This window comes from Halorientalis sp. IM1011 (genome assembly GCF_001989615.1).
Taxonomy (GTDB): domain Archaea; phylum Halobacteriota; class Halobacteria; order Halobacteriales; family Haloarculaceae; genus Halorientalis.
The window spans coordinates 111,856-134,528 of sequence record NZ_CP019068.1 but is presented as its reverse complement, the minus strand read 5'-3'; the positions used below and the strand labels follow the sequence as shown (position 1 = coordinate 134,528).

The 22,673-nt window shown below is 60.1% G+C and carries 19 protein-coding genes and 1 pseudogene; 10 read left to right on the top strand and 10 right to left on the bottom strand.

The genetic code is table 11. The annotated features are described in order from the left end of the window. The first annotated feature begins 99 nt into the window (after positions 1-99). The 5 genes from tnpA to BV210_RS18150 all read left to right on the top strand — a co-directional run bounded on the left by tnpA (position 100) and on the right by BV210_RS18150 (position 5,672). Entirely contained in the window at positions 100-489 is a 390-nt protein-coding gene (gene tnpA, locus BV210_RS18170) for an IS200/IS605 family transposase (RefSeq protein ID WP_077208191.1), read from the top strand. A gap of 2 nt (positions 490-491) precedes the next feature. After that, positions 492-1,664 (top strand): RNA-guided endonuclease TnpB family protein, encoded by a 1,173-nt coding sequence (locus tag BV210_RS18165; protein WP_077208189.1) that lies wholly within the window; start codon positions 492-494, stop codon positions 1,662-1,664. Positions 1,665-1,793: 129 nt separating this feature from the next. Next, positions 1,794-3,758: an OPT family oligopeptide transporter gene (locus tag BV210_RS18160; RefSeq protein ID WP_077208188.1), complete on the top strand. Its 1,965-nt coding sequence runs from the start codon at positions 1,794-1,796 to the stop codon at positions 3,756-3,758. Next, positions 3,755-4,102, top strand: coding sequence for a PqqD family protein (locus BV210_RS18155; protein ID WP_077208187.1), 348 nt, complete (start codon positions 3,755-3,757; stop codon positions 4,100-4,102). The genes BV210_RS18160 and BV210_RS18155 overlap by 4 nt, the downstream gene beginning before the upstream one ends. 196 nt (positions 4,103-4,298) lie before the next feature. Next, positions 4,299-5,672 (top strand): ATP-binding protein, encoded by a 1,374-nt coding sequence (locus BV210_RS18150; RefSeq protein WP_077208186.1) that lies wholly within the window; start codon positions 4,299-4,301, stop codon positions 5,670-5,672. Between the two features lie 35 nt (positions 5,673-5,707). Here the strand turns inward: BV210_RS18150 and BV210_RS18145 are convergent, their stop codons facing one another. Both BV210_RS18145 and BV210_RS20055 read right to left on the bottom strand, forming a co-directional pair. Continuing rightward, entirely contained in the window at positions 5,708-6,583 is an 876-nt protein-coding gene (locus tag BV210_RS18145) for an SDR family NAD(P)-dependent oxidoreductase (RefSeq protein WP_077208185.1), read from the bottom strand. 183 nt (positions 6,584-6,766) lie between these two features. Beyond that, positions 6,767-7,309, bottom strand: a complete 543-nt coding sequence (locus BV210_RS20055; protein WP_157526153.1) for a hypothetical protein — start codon at positions 7,307-7,309, stop codon at positions 6,767-6,769. A 159-nt stretch (positions 7,310-7,468) separates the two neighbouring features. Here BV210_RS20055 and BV210_RS18140 point away from each other — a divergent pair, with 159 nt between their 5' ends. Next, positions 7,469-8,107 (top strand): hypothetical protein, encoded by a 639-nt coding sequence (locus BV210_RS18140; RefSeq protein ID WP_077208184.1) that lies wholly within the window; start codon positions 7,469-7,471, stop codon positions 8,105-8,107. Between the two features lie 9 nt (positions 8,108-8,116). On the opposite strand, the gene BV210_RS18135 is transcribed toward BV210_RS18140, so the two are convergent. From BV210_RS18135 to BV210_RS18125, 3 genes are all read right to left on the bottom strand, one after another. Further along, positions 8,117-8,878, bottom strand: coding sequence for a hypothetical protein (locus BV210_RS18135; protein ID WP_077208183.1), 762 nt, complete (start codon positions 8,876-8,878; stop codon positions 8,117-8,119). 582 nt (positions 8,879-9,460) lie between these two features. Further along, entirely contained in the window at positions 9,461-10,735 is a 1,275-nt protein-coding gene (locus BV210_RS18130) for a methyl-accepting chemotaxis protein (protein WP_077208345.1), read from the bottom strand. Positions 10,736-11,060: 325 nt separating this feature from the next. Beyond that, positions 11,061-11,939: a mechanosensitive ion channel family protein gene (locus tag BV210_RS18125; RefSeq protein WP_077208182.1), complete on the bottom strand. Its 879-nt coding sequence runs from the start codon at positions 11,937-11,939 to the stop codon at positions 11,061-11,063. A gap of 109 nt (positions 11,940-12,048) precedes the next feature. Between BV210_RS18125 and BV210_RS18120 the strand changes: the two genes are divergently transcribed. Genes BV210_RS18120 through BV210_RS18110 form a run of 3 tightly spaced genes read left to right on the top strand, consistent with a single transcriptional unit; the run spans position 12,049 to position 16,236 of the window. Beyond that, positions 12,049-12,900, top strand: coding sequence for a sulfite exporter TauE/SafE family protein (locus tag BV210_RS18120; RefSeq protein ID WP_084802719.1), 852 nt, complete (start codon positions 12,049-12,051; stop codon positions 12,898-12,900). A 1-nt stretch (position 12,901) separates the two neighbouring features. After that, on the top strand, positions 12,902-15,337 hold the full coding sequence (locus BV210_RS18115) for a heavy metal translocating P-type ATPase (RefSeq protein ID WP_077208181.1): 2,436 nt from the start codon (positions 12,902-12,904) through the stop codon (positions 15,335-15,337). A gap of 47 nt (positions 15,338-15,384) precedes the next feature. Beyond that, positions 15,385-16,236: a succinylglutamate desuccinylase/aspartoacylase family protein gene (locus tag BV210_RS18110; protein WP_172824931.1), complete on the top strand. Its 852-nt coding sequence runs from the start codon at positions 15,385-15,387 to the stop codon at positions 16,234-16,236. Between the two features lie 141 nt (positions 16,237-16,377). On the opposite strand, the pseudogene BV210_RS20385 reads toward BV210_RS18110, so the two are convergent. Next, positions 16,378-16,956 (bottom strand): annotated as a pseudogene (locus BV210_RS20385) (IS6 family transposase). 186 nt (positions 16,957-17,142) lie between these two features. On the opposite strand from BV210_RS20385, the gene BV210_RS18100 reads away from it, so the two are divergent. Beyond that, complete coding sequence (locus tag BV210_RS18100) at positions 17,143-18,024, top strand: CoA ester lyase (protein WP_077208180.1); 882 nt, start codon at positions 17,143-17,145, stop codon at positions 18,022-18,024. A 20-nt stretch (positions 18,025-18,044) separates the two neighbouring features. Here the strand turns inward: BV210_RS18100 and BV210_RS18095 are convergent, their stop codons facing one another. The 4 genes from BV210_RS18095 to BV210_RS18080 all read right to left on the bottom strand — a co-directional run bounded on the left by BV210_RS18095 (position 18,045) and on the right by BV210_RS18080 (position 22,547). Beyond that, the gene (locus BV210_RS18095) at positions 18,045-19,265 is read right to left on the bottom strand and encodes an ABC transporter ATP-binding protein (protein ID WP_084802717.1); all 1,221 of its coding nucleotides are present in this window, start codon (positions 19,263-19,265) and stop codon (positions 18,045-18,047) included. A 65-nt stretch (positions 19,266-19,330) separates the two neighbouring features. Further along, positions 19,331-20,224: a carbohydrate ABC transporter permease gene (locus BV210_RS18090; RefSeq protein ID WP_084802716.1), complete on the bottom strand. Its 894-nt coding sequence runs from the start codon at positions 20,222-20,224 to the stop codon at positions 19,331-19,333. Next, positions 20,221-21,159 (bottom strand): carbohydrate ABC transporter permease, encoded by a 939-nt coding sequence (locus BV210_RS18085; RefSeq protein ID WP_077208179.1) that lies wholly within the window; start codon positions 21,157-21,159, stop codon positions 20,221-20,223. The genes BV210_RS18090 and BV210_RS18085 overlap by 4 nt, the downstream gene beginning before the upstream one ends. 2 nt (positions 21,160-21,161) lie before the next feature. Continuing rightward, positions 21,162-22,547, bottom strand: coding sequence for a substrate-binding domain-containing protein (locus BV210_RS18080; protein ID WP_077208178.1), 1,386 nt, complete (start codon positions 22,545-22,547; stop codon positions 21,162-21,164). Positions 22,548-22,673: the final 126 nt, after the last annotated feature.

Genomic DNA, 22,673 nt, shown 5'->3' with positions numbered 1-22,673 from the left:
GGATGAATCCGACCACACACAACACAAACCATCCTCGATAGCCGATAGAGGGTTGATGAAAGCGTAACATCTAATATAGGTTGATGTCTATCTAATCGTATGCCACGGGGGTACAGTCGAGAGCGAACGTCGGTTCACAACCTTCACTACCACTTCGTGTGGTGCCCGAAGTACCGCAAGCCGGTGCTAACAGACGAGGTTGCCGACCGCCTCGAACAACTCATCGAGGAGAAAGCCGACGAACTCGACCTCGACATCCTCCGACTGGCAATCCAGCCCGACCACGTACACCTGTTCATCACGGGTAACCCGAAACTCGCCCCGAACAAAATCATCCAACAGGTCAAGGGCTACACCTCGCGGAACCTCCGCGAAGAGTTCGATTTCGGCCTCCCCTCGCTGTGGACGCGCTCGTACTTCGTCTCCTCAGCAGGCGAAGTGTCGAGTCAGACCATCGAGGAGTACATCGAAGCACAGACTGGACGATGACGATGCGCCAAGAAATCACCACCACGGTACGGGTCAAACTCCATTCGCTCACCGAACGGAAAGCCCGACTCGTCGGACGCGAATACTCCGCGTTCCAAGACGCCGTTCACGGTGACGACGACGCGAACCTCTACTCCGCCACCAAACAACAGGCGGGCAAAGTCCGGTCGAACAAGAATCCGCGAGCGGACACCGAGCAACCCGTCGTCCTCCGCAACGACTGCATCACCATCGAACACGACGAGGATACGGTTCTCTCGTCGTGGTGGTTCAAACTTCCCGTCTACAACCCCGAGAAGGAACGTGGGGATAGCATCTGGGTTCCCGTTTGCGTCCCCAAGAAGGACACCCACCTGCTCACCGACGAGTACATCCGCGACTCGGAACTCGTCCACCGAGATGGTGAGTGGTACGTCCACCTCGTCTGCAAACGGTCTGTGGCCGTCGCAGACGAGTACGACGACGTTCTCGCCGTCGATATGGGTGCGAAGTGGATAGCCGTCAGCACGTTTCTCTCCGACCGCGACACCACGTTCCACGGTGCGGAAGTCCGTCGCGTCCGCGAACACTACAAGCAACTCCGCAAGTCCATCGGGAAGGCGAAGGTGCGCTCGGGAGCGCAGGTCATCGAACGTCTCGGTGACAAGGAATCCCGGACGGTTGAACACGAGTTGCATCAGGTGGCGAACGAACTCGTCGCTCGCGCTCGGGAGCGCAACGCCGTCATCGTCTTCGGTGATATGACGGGGTTGCGCTTCGACAACGACAAGGGTCGGTACGTGAACGACAAGACCCACAAGATGCCGTATGCGAAGATGGCGAACATCCTCACGTACAAAGCTCATCTGGACGGGCGAGAGTGCGTTCCGGTGTCAGAGTACGACACGTCTCGGACGTGCTGGCGGTGTGGGTCGCAGAACACGAGTCGTGAGGTGCAGGGGCGTCTGGAGTGTCACGACTGTGGACTGGACGACAACGCAGACAAGAACGGGGCGTCGAACATCGGCAAACGAGCCGTCGGTAAGAACATTCAGAGTCCGCTATCGACGGTGGGGGCTGTTGTGGCTCAGCCCGAAACGCAGGTCGTACTCAAGGGAACCAACGGTGAGATGGAACCTGCGAATTCCCCGGAAGACGTGGGCCTAACCCTCCGTGAGGGAAGCCCACGACTTTAGTCGTGGGAGAAGTCACTTGTATACGGGGTTAATTGTGCCGAACTGAGTGTAATGCGATACTATATGGCGTTTAGAAAAGTGACGCTAGAAAATAACTAGGATAGTTTATAACCCAGATTATAAATATTCATGACATCAGATTCGGTACCTGAGCACGCTAACGAGACACGTAGTACTGAGGGCGCTCCAGAAGGGGGGCCCGAACCGACGATACCGGCCGGGCGGACTGTCGCCGAACTCACCGTCAAAGCGGTCGCCATCGGGCTGGTGCTGAACGTCATCATGCTGACCGCGAATATGTATCTCGGAATGCGGTCCGGCATGACGATCAGCGCCTCGATTCCGGCGGCCGTCATCAGTATGGGACTGTTCTACGTTCTCCGGCAGGTCGGCATCGGCGGCACCCTCCTCGAAAACAATATCGTCCAGACGATGACCTCGGCCGGCGAAGCGCTCGCGGCGGGGGTCATCTTCACGATCGCCGGTGTCACCTTCCTCGGCGAATCCATCAATATCGTGGACACCGCAGCCGTCGCTATCCTCGGCGGGCTGCTCGGCGTTCTGTTCATGATTCCGATGCGGCGCTATCTCATCGTCGACAAACACGATACACTCCCCTATCCGGAGGGGACTGCGTGTGCCGACGTCCTCGAGGCCGGGGACAGCGGCGAGAGCGGCGTGAAACTCATCTCCTTTGGCTTCCTCCTCAGCGCCCTCTACATGTGGCTCGCAAACGGCATGGCCGCGTTCCGGACCACGCTCCAGACGGCCTTCTCCGTCGGTGAGACCCGCGGCTTTGCCGTTGGTGGCGATTTCACACCGGCACTCGTCGGTGTCGGGTACATCATCGGGCCGAAAATCGCCGGATACGTCTTCGGCGGTGGCCTGATCGCGTGGCTAATGTTGATCCCGATCCTGATCACCGGGGGATTCGTCCCCGCCGCTGCTGCCGATGCCGGCCTGATGGCGCAGGCGAATGCCGTCTGGGATCAGTACATCCGCTACGTCGGTGCCGGCGCCATGATCGTCGGCGGCTTCCACGCCATTCTCTCGATGCGGCAGACGATCATCGACGCCCTCCGGACGACCGCCGACGAACTCGTGGGTGGGGAGAGCACCGGGGACACCACGCAGAAACGAACGAAGCGCGACCTCCCGATGAAGGTGGTCGGGGGCGGTGCGATACTCATCGCGCTGGCCCTCGTCGTCCTTCCCCAGGTGCAGGTCGGTCTGCTCGGCGGTTTCATCGCCGTCATCGCTGCCTTCCTCTTCGTCGCCGTGTCTGCGTATCTCGTCGGTGTCGTCGGCAGTTCCTCGAATCCCGTCTCCGGGATGGCCGTCGCGACGATCCTCATCGCCGCACTCGCGATGAAATCCACCGGTGTGACCGACCCGGTCGTCGTGCTGGTGACGGCGTCGGTCGTCGCGATCGCCGCCGCCGTGGCCGGTGACACCTCCCAGGACCTGAAAACGGGCTATCTCATCGGAGCGACGCCCCGAAAACAGCAAATCGCACAGGTAATCGGCATCACCATCTCTGCAGTGTTCTCCGGCGGCGTCCTGTACTTCTTCAACCAGGCTTACGGCATCGGGAGCAGTACGATTCCCGCACCGCAGGCCGGGATGATGGCGCTGATCTCCGAAGGCGTGCTCACCGGCACCGCACAGTGGGGGATGATCCTCATCGGCGCGGTCTTCGCCTTCGTGCTCATCCTCATGCGAGTCCCCGTATTGCCGTTCGCGGTCGGCATCTATCTGCCGATCACCCTCGCGACGCCGATCTTCCTCGGCGGCCTCCTCCGTGGCGGCATCGATCGCTACGTCGCGCGAGGAGACGACGAAGACGGGACACGGGCCGAGGAAACGACGTATCGGGGCCGCATCGTCGCCGCCGGCCTCATCACCGGCGAGGCGATCCTGGGCATCGTCATCGGCGCCCTGTACATCACCGGTATCGGGAGCAGTAGTGGTGCCCCCTTCCCGCTCGGATTCTCCCCTGCACTGCAGCAGCGTCTCGGGATCGTCGCGATCATCGCGCTCGTCGTCCTGTTCACAGCCAGCATCCTCCGCACCAGGTCAGGAACGAGCCAATGAGCACGCACGGTCCCGAGTCGGTCCCGGTTCGCGACTGCGCCGAGTGGTCGATGGAGCCCGTCGACGGGACCGAGCGAGCCACGATCACGTGGCAGCTTACGGCACAGAACCGTCTCGATCGCTTCCTGTTCGACCTGTTCGGGACGGATCGGGAGCGTGAGCTCACGCTCGACCCGGTCGGGTCGACGGTCTGGCAGCACTGTGATGGCGACCACACCGTCGCCGAGATCGCGTCGATCGTCGCCGACGAGCACGACCCGGAACGCGTCGAGCCAGTCGACGAAACGCTCTCGTACTTCCTCGTCCAGCTCGACGAACGGGATCTCCTCTCGTTCCGCGAGTAGCAGCGGAGTCTGGCAGTCACGGCCTGTCCGGGTCGATGCCGACCAGGTCGGCACTGACAGTCCAGAGTCGGTCTCGGATCGCCGGATCAGACGCTTCAGCCGAGGGGTACTCAACCCACTGAAACCTGATTGCGAATTCAGAAATCCAGATTTCTGAAATCGCCAGTTCTATTTCCCCAGACATAGTCCACTCAGTATGGAGCAATTCGTTGATCGGGATGCCGAACTCGATCAACTCGCGGACTGCTACGAATCCGAAACTGCAGACTTCGTCGTCATCTACGGTCGTCGTCGCCTTGGAAAAAGCGAGCTCGTCCGCCAGTCGATCGCTGATCGGACCGATGCTGTGTACTACCAGGCAGTCGAGTCCACAGCACAGAATCAACTCGAGCAGTTCGTCGATACAGCCACCGCGCAGTTCCCATCGTTGCAAAACGTCCGCCGTGACTGGGAAGTGTTCCTCGAGACACTCGGGAGTGAAGACGCTATCGTGGTCATCGACGAGTTTCCGTTCCTCATCGAGGAAGACGAGTCGCTGCCCTCGCGAATCCAACGCGTCTGGGACATGGAACTACAGGAGACAGGGATGACACTGGTCCTGGTCGGCTCCTCGATCAGTGTCATGGAAGATACGGTCCTCTCGGGAAGCGCGCCGTTGTACGGCCGACGGACGGCGACGATTGACCTCCAGCCCCTCTCTGTCGCCGGCGCCCGCCAGTTCTTCCCAGCGTACGACCCCGAGACCGCTATTATGGCATGGTCGATCTTTGGCGGGACACCGCACTACCTCCAGACCATCGACCCCGACCAGCCGTTGGGACCGAACGTCCAGCGGACGATTCTCTCGGAACGCGGCCTCCTGTACTCCGAACCCGAGTTCTTGCTCCGGACCGAACTCCGACAGCCGAATACGTATTTCAGCATCCTCCGGGCGCTCGCTCACGGGCGTCGTACCCCCAACGAGATCGCCGGCATGGCGGGTGTCGACTCCGGTTCACTCAGCACGTATCTGCAGAAGCTGCGCCGACTCCGCCTGGTCGAACGACACATCCCCGTGACCGAGTCACCGACGGCCTCGAAACGCGGCCGGTACCGAATCGCCGCGCCGCTGTTTCGGTTCTGGTTCCGCTTCGTGTACGGTAATCAGGATCAGTTGCGTCTGCTCGGCGCGGACGCATACGACGAACTCGTTACACCTGAACTGGCAGATTACGTGAGTCCATTGTTCGAGCGGCTCTGCCAGGAGGCGCTTCCGGGCCTCGTCGACCGACCGTTCCATCAGGTCGGGCAATGGTGGTTCAAAGAACAGGAGTTGGACGTCCTCGGCCTCACCGACGACGGACTCGTCGCCGGCGAATGTAAGTTCACGTCCACTCCCGTGAGCGAAGGTGTTCTCACCGACCTCGAACGAACCGCAGCGGACGTCAGGTGGGCAGAGGCGCCCGCAGACGGTGAGACGCTATACGTCTTGTTTAGCCGCTCCGGATTTACGACCGATCTCGAGCGTGTTGCCGACGCCCGTGCCGATGTTCGACTGTTCGACCTCCCCGAGACCATTTCTGCCCTGTGACTCTGTCTGGGGCACCAGGTCCGAGACACGAACCGTCACGGCCAGTCCGGATCGATGCCGACCAGGTCGGCACTGACAGTCCAGAGTCGGTCTCGGATCGCCGGATCAGACGCTTCGGCCGAGGGTGGCTCGGTCCCGTCGTCAGTCACGTAGGCACCAGTCTCCTCGGCAAATCGCGGGTCCGTGATGACGTGGTGTAGCCGCCGGGCCCCAGCCTGTGGGGTGGTGCCGACACCAGGGACGAGTGCTGCCGCACGTATCATGAGACGTGTTCTGAGCGAGGCGTCGCGGAACAGGCTCGTCGAGGGGATAAATCCGGGATGGACGCAATTCGCGGTCACCTGCTGGTCGTCCGAAAGTCGGGCCGCGAGTTCGATAGTGAATGCAGTCACCGCCAATTTCGAGCGGGCATAGGCGTGCCGTGCATCGTAATCGGTGGTGCACTGCAAGTCGTCGAAATCCAGGGTCGCACGGCGGTGCAGTTCCGAAGACGTGACGACGATTCGGGACGGTGCCGAGGCCGTCACCATATCGAGCAGCTCGTGGGTCAGGAGATACGGGGCGATGTGATTGACCGCGAGTGTGCGTTCGATCCCGTCAGCAGTTTCCGTCCGTGTCGAGACGGACAATCCGGCATTGTGGACGAGTGCATCGATCCGGTCGTACGAGTCGCGAAGGTCGTCGGCAAGCGCACGAACCCCATCCTGGGTCGCGAGATCGGCCTGGTGGAACCGGATCTCGCCTGGCATCGTATTCGATTCAGTCGCGAGTTGTTCACCACGGCTTTGATTCCGGCCGACCACTGCTATAGTGCCGCCTTCCTCGGCTAGCTCCGTCGCTGCAATCCGACCAATGCCACTCGTCCCACCCGTAAGCACCACCACGCGATCCGCGCTCACACTGTCTAGCACACACTCCGTGATCGTGTTTCGCGAATGTGAACATTCGGGTCCGGACAGCCCCACACCGATAGACGTCCCGACCGAAGCACGACAGACGGGGAGCCCCCAACAGGGTGTCAAAAAACAGTTCTCAATGTGATTGATCGCAAGTCTGCCGGGAGGAATTACCCGATCAGTACGTGTGCGAATGTATCACTCTGTGGGTGGTGTCGCAGTCCATTGCTGTTGATCTTCACCCTCTGGTTTCTCGACCACCGTTATCTTACTCAGAGAGGTGCCTTCCGTTTCCAGCACGAGGTCATACAGGGAATACGCCATGTCAGCGGTACAGGTTCGCGGTGCATCGTCCCTCGTTGTTGCGCCGATGACGATTCGCAATTCGGGTCCGACAGTCATCGAAAATTCCTGCACAGCGATTTCATCACACGTACTTGAGCCGTAAAACATTCCACCTGAGACGGTGATCCGTGTTCCATCTTCTTGGAACTCGATAGTCGGTGGAGCGTCACCATCGTGATCCGTTGGCGGTTCGGACATGGTGAGTGTATAGCGGATCCGTTTCCCATTATCAACAGTCGCCGTGTGGACGCTTCCTGTCAGTTCTGCCCGTTCCTCAGGACTTGTTGCACTTGGTGGGGAGGTACTGGAGGGCTTGTCTGAACTGGTGGACCCAAAACAGCCAGCGAACCCGACAGTTCCCGCAAGAAGTGACAAGAGGTAGACGCGTCGGCGCATAGTTTGAATTATTATCCAGCTCCCATTAAGTTTCTGTATATCAAACAATTATGGTTCAAGTCTTGCACGTGTTTCAAACAGCCTTCTAGTAGATCAGAACCGTTCTATGACACCCTGACCCCAACACAAAAGTCTCGCCCCCACAAATCCCGAGCCACGATGCCCTCCCTGCTCGAACGACTCCTCGGAAGCGACACGCCGGACGAACAGGTCGATCTCGAATCGCGACAGGAAGCCGCCGACGAAGCCCTCCGAACTGCCGTCGAGCAACAGGCGTACGACGTCGACGACTGTGGCGTCACCGGCGTCGCAGTCGTCAACGAAGGTCCGGATGGCGACCCGGTCGTCGTCCCCATCGCTCGCTTCTCGCTCGGCGAGGACGTCGAGACGCCAGACAAGGACCGCGTCTGGGAACTCGTCGGTGAGGCGGCGGCTGCCCTCCAGAACCCCTTCGACGACGTGTTCGTCCGCCACTACGACGTCCAGTTCACCTTCGACGGCGACGAACTCTTCGAGGCCGAAACGTGCCGTCGTGTCCTCCTCACAGACACGCTCGTCGACCAGTACGCGACGGATCCCGCGTTCTCGCTGTCGCAGCTTCGCGACGCCGTCGTCGCAGCCGACGATATCGACGACGAGATCGCACCGGTGGCCTGGGGCGAGTGTCGGGACTACAGCCAGACCGACGACGCCGCGATCGTCGTCGCCGGGGCAGCGGCCGCGGCCGGTGCGAGCGCGAGTGCAGCGAGCTGTGCCGGGGCGGGCGCTGCGGCCGGCGGTGGCGGCGGCGCGTGTTGAAGACGCCGGTCACAAAAGCACCAGCAGCCCAACCCCAAGCAACAATCCACAGACGCCGATAAGCACGCCTGCGATCGACGTTTTCGCCATTCGACCGACCGTTGCAGTCGGGGACCGATCGGAGACGACGAGTGGATCCAGCCCCGTCCCGTCAGGAGTGACGCGCCCGACCACTGTGACGTCCGCGTCGATTGGTGCTCGCTGTTCACTGTAGCGTCGGGTTCCCAGTGAGAGCAGACCGGCGAGTGGTGCGAGCAGTGCAGGTGGATCCTGCCAGCGTGTCGTCGTCGGGATCTCGTCGTGGTCGCGTTCGAAGGTGTCGATTTGCGCTGGTGGATCGTCGGTGGCTGCCGTCGTCTCGACGACCTGGGACGTGAGCGCGACGGTCCGCACGGGTTCGACGACTTCGACTGTTCCCGCCCCCGTTCGAACCGTAAACGGGACGGCTGCCGTCGCTTCGTGAACTGTCACGTACCACGGGAGCAAATAGAGAACTGACAACCGTCGTTCCTCGATCTGGTACCGGAGTGCGACGCAGTCGACGTCACTGAACGGCGCGACGAGCGTTCCTTCCTCGCCCGCAGTGATGGCACCGGTGACTCGGACGAGTGTGTTGGCTGGGACGTCGTCGAGTGTCTCGAGTTCCGTCGCACGGAGGACGGCAGTCGCTCGCCAGATGTATCGGCCGCTCACGGCGAGCACGAGGCCGCCGATCAGAAGCATCGCACCGCCGAAGAGTGTCGTGATCGCCAGTCCACCGGGGAGGGCCATGGGTGTGCGGCGTATTGCTCGAGGCTGCCGCTTCATTCTGGTGGAATTTCGACGCGGGATTGTATCCGGCGTTTGGATTCAGTGTACTCCAGTCCCAGGCGACTACTCTGAGGCCTCAGCCGACTGGCTCGGGGAAATGTGACGTTCCGAGCCCCACCTCGTCTTGAACACAAGGAGTCTCTCAAACCCCCGGGAAGCAGGCCACCCGCGCTACTGGGGCCGTCAGACGAACGTCTGACGCGAATTTCGTGACCGACGTTCCGTCCTGTGGTTTTCAGTTCCGGTATGGCTGGCTGGCCTATTTATCCCGTGTCGGTCATGCACCGATAGTCATGATCAAACGGATAACGCGAGTGGTCACACGGCAGCGACAGCGGCGTCGATTCTGTGAGTGTCGCCACTGTGGCGCCACTATCGACGACCCGACCGAGAACTGTCCTGAGTGTGGGTCCGCAGAAGTAGCACAGTATGAACTGTGATTGAATTGGAACGGTGGAACGCTCGGAGTTCTCTGCGCTGGGAACGGTGCGTATACCACGGCGAAAACTAGTTTTGTGCTGACGTTTCGAAACGGGGCCGTCGTCACTCCGTGATCGTGGAGAGCTGGTGTTCGACGCGTTCGACGTTCTCGCCGAGATCCTGCACCATTTGATGCTGGGTTTCGTTGGCTTCTGCCAGTTCGTCGATCGAGTCGGAGATATCAGCGGCCCGGCGGGCGACGTCGTCGATCATACTGGCCATCTCCTCGGCGCTTGCCGCCTGGTCGTCGGTGGCCTCGGCGATCTCGCTGATCCCCTCGTCGGTTTCGATCGTTGCCGAGCGGATCGCTTCCTGATTTTCGAGCACCGTCTCCAGCTCCGAGAGCCCGCGTTGGATCTCGTCCGTGGCTGCCTCGACACCTTCGACAGTGTCGTCGGCCATCTCACTGACCTCTGTGACGATGCGTTCGACCTCGTCGGCGTGCTGTTTGGACTCGTTGGCTAACTCCTTGATCTCGTCAGCGACCACCGCGAATCCGTCGTTGTTGCCTTCGCTGCGGGCGGCTTCGATGTTGGCGTTCAGCGCCAGGATGTTCGTCTGGTCGGCGATATCGTTGATGACCTCGACGAACTCGTCGATTTCCTCGATGTGAGACTGGAGTTCTGTCGTCTCCTCGGCGACCTGTTCGGCGGATTCGGTAGCTTTCTCGACCCGCTCGATGGTTTCGGTTGCCGTCTCGACGGACTCGTCGGCGAGGTCTTTCGTTCGTTTGCTCTGGTTGCTCACTTCCTCGGCGCTGGAGGCGATTTCCTCGACGCTTGCGCTGAATCCGGAGACCTCGGACTGGACTTCCTCCAGATCACTGGCCTGGTCGTCGGCGACGTCCCTGATATCGCTGGACTGTGCTGTGACGGCGTCGGCCGAGTCACTGAGTTCTCCGACAGCGGATTCGACGTCGTCGGCCATCTGTGACTGGAGTTCCTGTAGCTCCTTGCGCTGTTCGACGATATCACTGAAATCGACCAACAGCTCCATTGCGCCGATGGCATCACCGTCGGGGCCCTGCAAGGGGACCGCCACCGCGCGGGCGTGCCCAACCGACCCGTCCGGTCGCTCCGCGGACCGGAAGTCGGATTCCCGTATGGGAGTGCCGGTTCGGATCACTTCCTCGGCGAGGGTTTCGGATTCGCCTTCGGTCCCGAATACGTCGTAGGCGTTCATCCCGACGGCTTTGCTCGCCGGCAGTCCCAGTAGCTCGCCGACTGCCTCGTTCCAGTGCGTGATTACACCGTCCGCGTCGACGACGAAGGCCGGTTCGGGGAGATCGGTGACTAGAGATTCGAAGGTCTGCAGCCAGAACTCCTGACCGCCCTCCATCGACTCCGGGACCAAATCCTGCATAGTAGCGCGTGTTGCCATCGTCGGTCAATTTCCCGGTTGCCGGTCTAATGGTTATGGCTCGATTACAACATCTGATAACAAAGTGGCGATAGAGCGTGCGTGTGGGCCGTTTACAAGGGAATTGTTATCACGACCTGTGGTTCAATTTCGTCGAGTGGAGTCCCCGTCCTCAAGGAGCGATTTGACGAGCACCAGTACGCCGACCGCGACGAGACCGAACGCTCGGAGTCGCGGTGACGGCAGCCAGCCTCGGACGAGGAGTCGGTGCCCTGCCTGTTCGTCACGCTGGGAGACGTCGCGCTCAGTCGTCAGCGCCCGACTCAATCTCACCGACGTTCGTGACTTCGAGCCCGCCGGAGAGTTCGGTGTTGGGATACGGCATGTCGATCCCGTCTGCATCGAAGCGCTCCTTGACTGCCTCGAGGAACTGGGCGCGGACCGCTCCGTAACTGTGTTCCTCGGGATCGATCCAGATTCGGCCCTGAAGCACGACGGCCGAGTCGCCCAGTTCCGTCACGGGCGCGGTCGGTTCGGGCTCGTCCAGCACGCCCTCGATCCGCGATCCTTCGTCGAGTATCGCCTCACGGGCCTGTTCGATGTCGTCCTCGTATCCGATCCCGAACCCGACCGAGACGCGGCGTTCGTCGTTCGCCTCGTTGTTGATCAGCGCAGCGCCGGCGAGGTCGCTATTCGGAACGGTGACGAGCTGGTTGTCGAACGTCTCGAGTTTCGTTACCCTGAGCTGGACTTCGCGGACCACGGCCGAGTTGCCGTTCCACTCGATCCAGTCGCCGGTCGTGAACGGTTCGTCCTGAATGATGAACACGCCAGCGACGAAGTTCGCGATGATATCCTGTGCGGCGAAGCCGACCGCCAGTGCGAGTGCCCCAGCGAGCGTCGCGAACGCCGCGAGGACGACACCGAAGCCCGCGACCGTCGCGGCCAACGCGGCGGCGACGACGGCGACCACGACGACGGTCGTGCTCACAGCGAGGTCGATGAGTGTTTGATCGAAATCCCGGTGTTCGAGCCCGCGCTCGACTGTCCGGGACAGGAAGTACTTCCCGAGCCAGTAGATGACCGCGAACGCGACGACGAACAAGACGGCCGTCGTGAGCGCGCTCACGATCGGTGGAATATATTGCTGTGGATCGACGGATACCGTCTGGAGTAGTACCATACTGGTACGTGCGTCAGGGCCTCGACAGTAATATTACGGTGTTACTAACCCCCGAGGTCACGGCCCGAACCGAAACCAACTACACAGGACGGGTGGTACACTCTAATCTATGCTGGCTTTGCCAGCCGTGAGTCTGATATCAGCAGTTCTAGTACAACTGAGTGAGATCGGCATCGCGAGTGGCTACGGACTCGCGGTGTTTTTTCTGATTGGCCTCCTCGGCGGTGCACACTGTATTGGAATGTGCGGACCGCTCGTCGCAACCTACGCCGAGCGTATGGAAACCGACGACCGCTGGTCGGGCGCACTCACCCTCTTTGAAGTGCGACAGCACACGCTGTTCAACCTCGGCCGGACGATGAGCTACGCCCTCATCGGAGCTGTCTTCGGGACTGCCGGCGCGCTCCTCTACGGGACGATCGGGCTCGCCGGGATTCTCGGGCCAGTCCAGGGTGTCGTCGGCATCTGTATCGGCGTGGCAATCCTCGGGATGGGAGTCACCCGGGTAGCCGGCTACCAACAAGGAGCCGTCGAAGGTGTGATTGCCGATACTGGTATCGGATCAGTATTCGCGCGAACCTACACAGTGATCTCGACACGGATCGACCGCTGGGTCAACGGCATCGGCATCGTCGGCCTCGGCGCACTGCATGGACTGTTGCCGTGTATGCTGCTCTATCCCGCATTCCTGTACGCGTTCGCACAGGGCTCGCCTGTACATGGCCTCCTCTCGCTCGCCGCGCTCGGCCTCGGGACGATCCCGAGTGTGTTCCTCTACGGAACGGTGATCCAGTCAGTGAGCGCCCGCCAGCGACAGGTGGTCCACTATGGACTCGGTGTGTTGTTCATCGGGCTCGGATACGTACTGTTGGCGATGGGGCTCATGCGGTTTGGCGTCATGCTCCCGTTGCCCGACATCCCGTACTATCAACCGATCGCCGACTCGGGGGCGGTTGCGTAACATGTCCACCTGCACACTCTGTGACCTCCCTGTCGAAGACCCAATCATCGACGAGGCCATCGACGGCGAGTTCTGCTGTCGGGGGTGTCTAGAGGTCGCACGCCTGGTCGACAACGGTGAGGATGTCGACCTCTCCATTGCGGCCGTCCGTGACCGCGTCGCGGCCGGGGATTCCCGACCCGATGTCCCCGAGGGTGCCGAGACAGCCTACCTCTCGATCGACGGCATGCACTGTCAGACCTGCGAAGGATTCATCGAACTCCTTGCCGAGGAAGAGGACGGCGTTCACGAGGCACGTGCGAGCTACGCGACCGAAATGGCGCAGGTGGTGTACGATCCCGCCCAGATCGATCGCAACGCGATCGCTGCGGCACTCAGTCGACTGGGCTATCAGGCCCGCGATCCCGACGAGGAAAACGACTCGCTGCGTTCGCGCGTCGAGTTCGGCAAATACCGTGCAGTACTCGCGGCGGTACTGATGATGCCCGTGTTGATTCTCTACGTCCTGTTCATCTATCCGGTGTATCTCGGCATCTATCCCGAGAGCTTCCTCTACGGGAGTACCGTCGAGGCGATGGTGTTCGGGCCGCTAGCGGTCTGGAGCACACTCATCGTTATCGGGCTCGGATACCCCATCTTCCGCGGGGCCTACGTGAGCCTGAAAGTCGGGCGGCCGAACATGGACGTGTTGATCGCCATCGCGGTGCTCGCAGCGTATCTCTACTCGCTGGCCACCTACCTCACGGGCGGTCGCGATCCGTACTTCGACGTCGCAGTGATGGTACTCGCGATCGTCACTATCGGCAACCATCTCGAGTCACGGGTCAAACGCGCTGCGCTCGGGAATCGCGCTGACCTCACTGATTCACGCGTCGAGGAGGCACGCCGGCTCGACGACGACAGCGAGGCCACCGAAACCATCGACATTGCAGCGTGTGAGCCCGGCGACCGGCTGTTAGTCAAACCCGGCGAACGGATCCCAGTCGACGGCCAGATCGTCGACGGAACGGCCACGATCGACGAGGCGCTCGTCACAGGTGAATCGCTCCCGCAACGGAAATCCGTCGGGGACACCGTACTCGGCGGGTCGATCCTCACTGACAATGCGGTCGTCGTCGAAGTTGGGCCAGAAAACACCAGCACGATGGATCGCCTCGTCGAACTCCTCTGGAACGTCAAGAGCTCGGCGACAGGTGTCCAGCACATCGTCAACCGCTTTGCGGTACTGTTCGTTCCGTTCGTACTCGGACTCGCCGCACTGACTACCACTGGCTGGTTCGTCCTCGGCAACGACCTGAATACAGCGATACTGGCCGGTGTCTCCGTGCTAGTGGTCTCGTGTCCGTGTTCGCTCGGTATCGCGACCCCGCTCGCCCTCGCGGCGGCCACCCGCGATGCCACCGACAATCGCATGCTCGTTCTCAACGAGTCAGTGCTCGAGCAGATCGACGACTCCGCAGTCGTCGTGTTCGACAAGACGGGAACGCTCACCACGGGGGAGATGGAACTCGTGGACGTCGTCGGCGACGACTCCGACGAAGTGCTCGCGATGGCGGCCGCCGTCGAACGCCGGTCGAGCCACCCCATCGCCGCTGCGATCGACGATGCCGCCCCGCCGACCACACGCTCGGTGTCGCGTTTCGAGAGCGCCGACCGTACCGTGTCGGCCCTCGTCGACGATACTCGCGTGGTTGTCGGTCATCCGGACTCCTTCGGCGCCGACGAGTGGACGATTCCAGCGGAGATCGGCGCGGCCGTCACGGACGCCTACGAATCGGGGACTCATCCCACGGCGGTTGCCTGGGACGGTGTCGTCCAGGGGATCGTCTCGGTCCGAGACACGCCGCGCGAGAACTGGGACCGCGTGGTTTCCGATCTCGCGGCTGCGGACCGGGACATCGTCGTGCTGACCGGCGACGACGAACGGATGACCGAGACGTTCGCGAACCATCCCGCGATCGATCACGTATTCGCAGGCGTGCGCCCCGAGTCGAAGGAAGTGATCGTCCAGGGCCTCCGCGAGCGCGGGACGACGACGATGATCGGCGATGGAACGAACGACGCGCCCGCTCTCGCGAGCGCGGATCTCGGGATCGCTGTCTCGAGCAGCACCGATCTGGCGATCGAGGCGGCCGACGCGGTAGTACTGGACGACCGTCTCGACGCCGTTCCCGAGGTCTTCGAGCTGGCGAGTGAAACGCGAGGCCGAATCAAACAGAACCTTCTCTGGGCGGCTGGCTACAACGCGATCGCGCTCCCACTGGCGATGGCTGGCCTCATCACGCCGTTGATCGCCGCCGTGATGATGGCAATCAGTAGTCTCATCGTCGTCTTCAACTCGAAGCGCCGCCTGCTCTCGGCGAACGGAGATCAGGTGGCTGCGACCGACTCTAGCGACGGCAACGATCAGCTTGGATCTCCCGCCCACTCGGACTAGCCTTTCCGAACCAGTAGGTCTATTGGCCCGACACGGCTATACCTGCTGTGTTCGGAGCAGACGTCACGCCGGCCACGACGATACTCGGGCCAGGTGCTGACGCTGATGTTGCCATCGTCGGAGGTATTCACGGCGACGAACCGAGCGGCGTTCGCGCAGTCCGACGCGTCATCGAATCCAATCCCTCCTTTCAGCGGCCCGTCAAACTCGTGATAGCGAATCCGCCCGCCGTCGCGAGTCACCGCCGCTACCTCGATGTGGACATGAACCGGGTGTTTCCGGGCGATCCTGCCAGCCCGGACCAGGAACGCAGACTCGCCGCTGCGACACTCAAGGAAATCAACGACTGTAGCGTCGTCCTCTCGCTTCATTCGACGCACTCCTACGACGATCCGATCGCGCTCGTCTCCCGGTCGAACCCACCTGTTCAGGGCCTGGCCGCGCGCCTTCCGGTATCTCACATCGTCGATCCAACGCCCTGTTTCGACGGAGCGTTCCCAGCTTGCGCTCCCGTCGTCAGTGTGGAAGCAGGGCGACAGCTCACCGAGGAAGCGACCGAAAACGCCACGGATATCGTTGCGGCGTTTCTACGACTGACCGACGCGCTCCCGGGAGAGGTGCCGACGACTGATTCGACATATTATACGGTGACCGATGCCGTCTCGAAACAGCCCGATACCGACTATGAACTTCAGATCGAGAACTTCGAGGTGGTCGAACCCGGGACGACTGTCGCACGGAGCGAAGACCGTGAGTACGTGGCCGACGACGCCTTCGTCCCCATCCTGATGTCCGAGACAGGATACGACGACATCCTCGGCTACAAGGGCGAGACTGCGGGCACGTCACTTTCTTCAGCACGAGCTACCTGGGGTGTTCCGCCGAGGTCTTCGGACTAATCGAATACGTACGGTCGCGGGGAGAATAGCCTCTCTATAGTTTGATTCCTAACTTCGGATCATATATGTGGTATGACTCAGGAAAGAGGTTTGCCAGTGACCAGAGTATCTCCCCTGCCGGATTGACTCGACAGGAATTGTTCAGATTAGCTGGGTCCACGCTAACGCAAACGTTTGCAGCCATGTTTTAGCGGATTCTGCTGAAGCGTGACAATAGTCAGAGATCCGACACATACACTGTATTACCGTTTTGAAAACACGTTCGAGACCATTCTGATTCCCACGGGTGACGTGCTGAAATCGAAGGTCTACTTCGAATAGCGCAGCCTGCAACCATGGGACGCCATCGACGGGAACCACGGGATCGACGACGTCATGTTCCTCTTGGATTTCCTGCAGGAACTGAATTGTCAAGACGGTGGTTCGTGTTGGAAACAGCCTAAGATGCAGAAACACGTTCGTTTGGGATCGACAGCAGCGTACTGACAAATTAGTTTACAGTTAAGTTAAATCATGTTTTCGTCGGCCGCAAGGTGATCCGGACTCTTCCTATCTTATGGCTGTAGATCAGCTTCGAGCACCCAGTTGTGAACGGTGGGTTGAGCATACTGGACGTCGAAACTATCGAATCTACTAGCAGTATTTGAAATATATAATTCTGCCACATGAAAGGGGTATACTGAGCCGCATTACCGACTCCGGTGTCGCCTCTCGTTCCACGAACTATAACTCCATCTGGTCGTGCCGTTGAAGCTCTTGTTTTCGGCCATGTACACCTCAGCAAACGCGACGCCTCATCTTTCGACCGTATCTGAACACCACCGGACTAGTGGGGAGAATATTTTTACATACAGTCGACGATTCTCGTCGTGTGAGTGACCGTCATCAACAGGAGGGTCTCTAGAGATGCGACCGCTACGAACACTCCTCTACATTCCAGCGAACCGTCACGAGTGGGTCGTCGATGCACCCACCAACACCGATGCAGATGCCTTCATCTTCGACTTGGAAGACGCTGTTCCGGTCGACGAGAAGGCCCAAGCGCGCGATACACTTATAGAGGGACTCGAAACATTCGACGATCCGGATGCAACGATCACCGTCCGTGTCAATCCGGTCGACTCGCGGTTCTTCGAAGCTGATCTCGATCGAATCGTGACACCGGCGGTCGATGCACTTGTCCTCCCGAAACTCGAAACGGCTGCGGATGTCCAGCGAGTCGATCATCTGCTAACGTACCTGGAACGGGTGCGTGGTATTGGTGATCCAATCGAGATACTCGCCTTACCCGAAACCGCTCAAGGCTTTCACAATGCTCACGACATCGCAGCAGCCAGCGACCGCGTTGGGGCGCTGATCGGTGCTACGAGCAAGGGGGCTGATGTCGAACGGGCACTCGGCTACGAGTGGACAGCAGCCGGTGACGAGAAACAGTATATGCTCTCAAAAATCGCAATGGATGGGCGCGCTGCTGGTATTACTCAGCTACTCGCTGGTCCCTGGCTCGATATCGACGATGCCGAGGGACTGGTCGATGAGGCTGCGTGGTGCCGTCAGCTTGGATTCACCGGCTATCAATGTATCCACCCGTCGCAGGTTGCCCCCGTAAACGAGATCTTCACACCGGATCCCGAGGAAGTCCAGCGCTGTCGGGAAATCGTCTCTGCTGTCGACGAAGCAGAGGCCGCTGCTCATGGGAGCGTCAGCTACAAGGGTGAAATGCTCGATTTGGCACACGTCAGACACGCTGAAGACGTCATCGAGCGAGCGGAACAGTTCGATATATAGAGAGAGGTTCTGGGGCAGTCTCAGGCGCCCTGGCCGCAGGCGATCAGTTCCTCCGTGTCACGGTCGAACAGGTACATCCCGTCCGTGTCGATGCAAATGGGGATGTGCTGGCCTTCTCGAATATCGTCACTGGCATCGACAGTCAGCCGAATCTCATCTTCTGGACCATCGATATACGCGAGCAGTCGATCACCGATGCGTTCGAGTAACTGGACTTCACCTTCGATATCGGCGTTGGCCTCGTCTTTTGCCAACGAGGTTGCTTCCGGGCGGAAGCCGATCGTGACGTCGTCGCTCGATGGTTCGCGCCGAATGCCTTCGATACCCCAAGTGAAGGTTTCGCCATAGCTTGACACCGTCGTTTCACTCTGGTCGAGCTCGCGGAGTTCGCCCGAGATGAAGTTCATCGACGGCATGCCGATGAACTCCGCGACGAAAACGTTGGCCGGTTCGCTATAGAGTTCCTCGGGGGTGCCGACCTGTGCGACTTCACCGTCGTTGAGTACCGCGATGCGGTCGGACATAGTCATAGCTTCCTCCTGATTGTGGGTAACGTAGATGGTGGGTTTCTCGACTTGGTTGTGGACTCGCTGGATTTCCTTCCGGATTTCGACCTGGAGTTTCGCGTCGAGGTCAGACAGTGGTTCGTCCATGAGGAATGCGACCGGATCCTGCACGATGGTCCGTGCGAGAGCTGCCCGCTGGCGCTGACCACCGGAGAGTTCGGCCGGGTGTTTCTCGAGGAGATCCGGAATCTGCATCACTTCGGCCGCGTCTGCCGCCTTGTCGTAACGTTCGGATTTCGGGACGTTCCGAACCTTCAGTGGATAGGAGATGTTATCCTTGATCTTCATGTGCGGATAGAGCGCGATGTTCTGGAACATCATCGCGAGATTCCGGTCGTTGGCGGCCAGGTCCGTTACGTCCTCGCCTTGGAAGTATAGGGACCCGCTCGTCGGTGTTTCGAGACCTGCGATCATCCGAAGTGTCGTCGTTTTCCCACACCCGGACGGACCAACGAAGGTGAAGAATTCGCCGTCTTTGATTTCGAGAGAGATGCCGTTCACTGCCGTGATCGTCCCGCCGTCGGGTGACGGGAATTCCTTATAGAGGTCCTCGAGTGTAACTGCAGTCGCAGTCGCCTCAGAGTTTGCTGACTGTGCAGTAGCCGGTGCGCCGCTGTCTGACTCAGCGATGCTGTCGGTCCCTCCGTCCGAGTTGGATGGCGTGTTCTGATTCATCGTTGTCGAGTGATCTGCGTGGCTGTCTGTGAGTCGAAGCAGCTGGCGGAGTGAATGGCGGAGCGTCATCCGATACCACCTGCCTCGAACCCGCGAAGGAGGTATTTCTGCAGGAAGTAGACGAACACGAACGCTGGCAGGATGATGAGTGCGCTCGCAGCCATCACCTGCCCCCACAGCACCTGGTGCTGCTGGGTCAGGGAGTGGACCCCGACGGTCAGCGGCCACTTCTCCAGGTTCGTCATCAACACCTTGGGCATCGTGTACGCGTTCCACGACACCGCGTAGGAGAAGACCGCGACTGCGACCATCCCCGGCTTGGCCATCGGGAGAGCGATGTCCCAGAACGCCCGGAAGCGACTCGCCCCGGACATCTGTGCCGACTCTTCCAGACTCTCGGGGACGGTCTGGAAGAACTGCCACATCAACCACAGCGAGAACGGCAACGAGATCGCCGTCTCCGCCAGTATGAGACCGACGTAGCTGTTGATGATGCCGAGTTCTCGCCAGAACAGAAACATCGGGATCGACAGGAGAATCGGCGGGAACATGTAGCCGAACAGAATGGTGCGAGCGAAGGTTTTCTTGAACGGGATGTCGAGACGGGTGAGCCCGTAGCCACCGAGCGTCGCCGTCACGGTCGTCGTGAACACGACGCCGACGGCCACGATGATGCTGTTCTTGTAGAACGTCACGAACGCAGTTTCAGTGAAGATGGCCGTGAAGTGCTCGAGCGTCAGCGTCCGCGGCACGAGCGGGATCGGCTGCGTGAACATCTGACTGTTCGGACGGAGCGCCGTCGAGAACATCCAGAACAGCGGGAAGGCAATGAGTGCCAGGCCCGCGAGGAGCACGCCGAACCACGCGTACCGATAGGCGGACTCTCGCTGGCCACGCGAGAGGGTCGACAGGAAGGGAAGCCGAGAGCCCCTGTCGATGCCCGAATTTTCCCGGCTCATTCGACACGCACCTCCTCTTCGGGAGAGAGGACGTAGAAGTACAGGATGGCGCCGACCACGAGCATCCCGAACAGCGCCGTCGAGAGCGCTGCAGCCTCACCGAGATTAGTGCTGTTGAACGCGACCTGGTAGACGTAGATCGGTGCCGTGGTCGTCGAACTACCCGGACCACCCTCCGTGAGCACCCAGATGATATCGAATTTATTGAACATCCAGATCCCACGGAGCAACACGACGATGAAGATGACGCCTTTGAGGTTCGGGAGTGTGATGTCCCGGAACCGCTGATAGGCCGTTGCACCAGACATCTGTGCAGCCTCGTAGTACCCGTCAGGGATCGACTGCAGTCGTGCGAGTACCATGATGGTGACGAAGATGGTGAACTTCCAGGAACTGGTCAGGATGACGGCGACCATCGCTACGTCCGGGTTCCCGTACCAGGCAATGGATTCGTTGATTATCCCGACCCGCATCAGCAGACTGTTGATGATACCCCACTGGCTGTTGCCCATCCAGAGCCCGATGAAGCCGAGGACGGCTGTCGGGATGAGATAGGGAAGCATCGCGATTGCTCTGACCAGGCCGACGTATTTGAACGAGCGATTCAACGCGAGTGCGAGGAGTGTCCCAGTGACTAGCTGAAACGCGACGGAGCCGCCGGCGAACACCGACGATCGGAACAGCGCCTGCTGGAACCCCTCGTTGGATGCGAGCGACAGATAGTGGTCGATACCGACCCATTGCCAGCTGGGCGAGAAGATCGGGATTTCGTGAAACCCCGACCAGATCGTCCAGATAACGGGGATAACGATGACCAGCGTGAACAGCGCAAGTACCGGCAACACCGTGAGCGAGATGAGGACCCACTTGTTCGAGAGGGCACTAAAGGCCCCATCGCGAATACGCTGGTACCCCGTGTGATTAGAGATGGACATGCTTAGCTGCGAGCATTCTCGATAGCACTCTCGATCTCACTCGCGCGAGTTTCAAGCGCCTCCGACGGAGACATCTCACCAACAGTCACGTCGTAGACCAACTCACTCAGTTTGCGTGACCCGAGAATCGCACCGGAGTAGGGGTTCGGTGGGCTCGTCTCGGAGGCGAGCGTCACGATGTTTTGCGACGCGGTATTGGTCGCCTCGACGTCCTCCTGAGTGAATGCAGTATCCGAGACGGTTGACTCCAGTTTGGTCTGATAGCTGTCTGTCTCCGATATCTCTGGGAACGCCGGAACGTTCTGCAGTGGGGTCAGGAAGTAAATCTCGTTGAGATACTTCGTCTGGAACAGGAAGTCGATGTACTCGTTTGCTGCTTCGGTGTTCGAGCCCTTGAACGAGACCAACCCTTCCGCGAGTGCGGCGGTCGTCGGGTCCTGTCCCGACTCCGGGGTCGGCTGAGGTATCGCAGAGATGTCGCTTGCGAAGCCTGCATCCTGCGAAATCGGCTGGTACTTCGGACGCGAACCGACGTACCACGTGTGTGCGGCACTCTCTGAGGCGAGTGCCTGACTCATCTGGCTACAGCCGGCGTCGGAGTTGTTCGGCGAGTATTGATGGAGGTCCTGGAAGAACTGTAACGTTTCGAGCCAGCGCTGGCGGTTGTCACCCTCGGTCATGATCACAGAGATGTTACCGCCCTGGCGTTCACACACTCGCGCGCCGTTCGAGTACGCCCACCCGAGGACGTAGAGATCAGTACAGATGTCCTGTCCGGCAGGGACGAACGACCCCCGCAGACTGGAACTGTCTGCATTCTGCGCAGCGGTGAGTAGTGAGTCCCAGGTATTCGGGGTCTGGTCGGACATGATGTCTGTCCGGTACCAGGTGATCCCGATATTCCCCCAAAGCGGGGCGATGTAATCCTCGCCGTCGGATTGCAGCCGCCAACTGTCAGAGGGGCTGCCGAAGCGGTCCGAAATCGAGCTGAATGCATCCGAAACCGGTGCGATGGCGTCCTGATTAAGGAACAGTGCAGCCTGTGAGGCACCAGTGAGGAACACTTCCGGTGGGTCACCGGCCTGTGTCAGTTGGGCCAAGCGGTCTTCGGCCGACCCACCGACACCCACGAACTCCATGTTCACGGTGTAGTCCGTCTCGGATTCGAAATCCTCCTTGACCGTCGAGAAAAAATTTCGGAATCCGTCTGAAGACTCGTCGGTCAGAAAGTGGACTTCATTACTGCTATTACCGTCTCCACCGCCGCTACACCCTGCGATCGCCGTTGCAGCTCCGAGACCGCCCGTGGCCTTCAGAACGGTTCGACGGTTGACGGTATCCGTTGGTGGTGATTCTCTATCGCTGTGAGAGGGATTGTCGTTAACCATACACAACCCCTGTCACGATAGATGTATATAAAACTAATTGATAACGAAATTAGGTGACTAGTATAATACCCCGACCGAGAACACAGATGGCCGATACGCATAGATATTTATAGTGGTAATTCAACT

Excerpts from the sequence above, each read along its gene's own strand:
- BV210_RS18090 (WP_084802716.1), bottom strand. The coding sequence starts at position 20,224 with ATGAGCCGGGAAAATTCGGGCATCGACAGGGGCTCTCGGCTTCCCTTC.
- BV210_RS18155 (WP_077208187.1), top strand. The coding sequence starts at position 3,755 with ATGAGCACGCACGGTCCCGAGTCGGTCCCGGTTCGCGACTGCGCCGAG.
- BV210_RS18140 (WP_077208184.1), top strand. The coding sequence starts at position 7,469 with ATGCCCTCCCTGCTCGAACGACTCCTCGGAAGCGACACGCCGGACGAA.
- BV210_RS18085 (WP_077208179.1), bottom strand. The coding sequence starts at position 21,159 with ATGTCCATCTCTAATCACACGGGGTACCAGCGTATTCGCGATGGGGCC.
- BV210_RS18165 (WP_077208189.1), top strand. The coding sequence starts at position 492 with ATGCGCCAAGAAATCACCACCACGGTACGGGTCAAACTCCATTCGCTC.
- BV210_RS18125 (WP_077208182.1), bottom strand. The coding sequence starts at position 11,939 with ATGGTACTACTCCAGACGGTATCCGTCGATCCACAGCAATATATTCCA.
- BV210_RS18130 (WP_077208345.1), bottom strand. The coding sequence starts at position 10,735 with ATGGAGGGCGGTCAGGAGTTCTGGCTGCAGACCTTCGAATCTCTAGTC.
- BV210_RS18095 (WP_084802717.1), bottom strand. The coding sequence starts at position 19,265 with ATGAATCAGAACACGCCATCCAACTCGGACGGAGGGACCGACAGCATC.
- BV210_RS18080 (WP_077208178.1), bottom strand. The coding sequence starts at position 22,547 with ATGGTTAACGACAATCCCTCTCACAGCGATAGAGAATCACCACCAACG.
- BV210_RS20055 (WP_157526153.1), bottom strand. The coding sequence starts at position 7,309 with ATGCGCCGACGCGTCTACCTCTTGTCACTTCTTGCGGGAACTGTCGGG.
- tnpA (WP_077208191.1), top strand. The coding sequence starts at position 100 with ATGCCACGGGGGTACAGTCGAGAGCGAACGTCGGTTCACAACCTTCAC.
- BV210_RS18100 (WP_077208180.1), top strand. The coding sequence starts at position 17,143 with ATGCGACCGCTACGAACACTCCTCTACATTCCAGCGAACCGTCACGAG.
- BV210_RS18115 (WP_077208181.1), top strand. The coding sequence starts at position 12,902 with ATGTCCACCTGCACACTCTGTGACCTCCCTGTCGAAGACCCAATCATC.
- BV210_RS18135 (WP_077208183.1), bottom strand. The coding sequence starts at position 8,878 with ATGGCCCTCCCCGGTGGACTGGCGATCACGACACTCTTCGGCGGTGCG.
- BV210_RS18150 (WP_077208186.1), top strand. The coding sequence starts at position 4,299 with ATGGAGCAATTCGTTGATCGGGATGCCGAACTCGATCAACTCGCGGAC.
- BV210_RS18120 (WP_084802719.1), top strand. The coding sequence starts at position 12,049 with ATGCTGGCTTTGCCAGCCGTGAGTCTGATATCAGCAGTTCTAGTACAA.
- BV210_RS18160 (WP_077208188.1), top strand. The coding sequence starts at position 1,794 with ATGACATCAGATTCGGTACCTGAGCACGCTAACGAGACACGTAGTACT.